Raw genomic sequence first — 270 nt, forward strand, 5'->3', positions numbered from 1 at the left:
GGACCACGGCATGACTTGCTGTTTCACGTCCACACCGATCTTCTTGCGTACCAGCGCGAGCAGATCGTTGTCATAGCCGGTGTTCTTGCCTTCAGCAACGAATTCGAACGGGGTGTAGTCATCCTCGGTCGCGACGCTCAGATAGCCGCGCGCCTTGATTTCCTCGGCGCTCGCTGCATGCGCCGCATGAACGATGCCTAAGGTGGCGACGAGCGCAAGCGCGCATGTGCGCAGCAGCGTAACGGCGGTGCGCTGTTTTGACTGGCCAGG

Annotated in this window: 1 protein-coding gene; it reads right to left on the minus strand. The window is 60.7% G+C overall.

Features of this window, described 5'->3' with window-relative positions; translation table 11 throughout:
• A partial coding sequence (locus SB753_RS37510; RefSeq protein ID WP_410805218.1) for a transporter substrate-binding domain-containing protein occupies positions 1-270 on the minus strand: 270 nt, incomplete at both ends.

This window comes from Paraburkholderia sp. SIMBA_053 (assembly GCF_046534895.1).
GTDB classification, from domain to species: domain Bacteria; phylum Pseudomonadota; class Gammaproteobacteria; order Burkholderiales; family Burkholderiaceae; genus Paraburkholderia; species Paraburkholderia caledonica.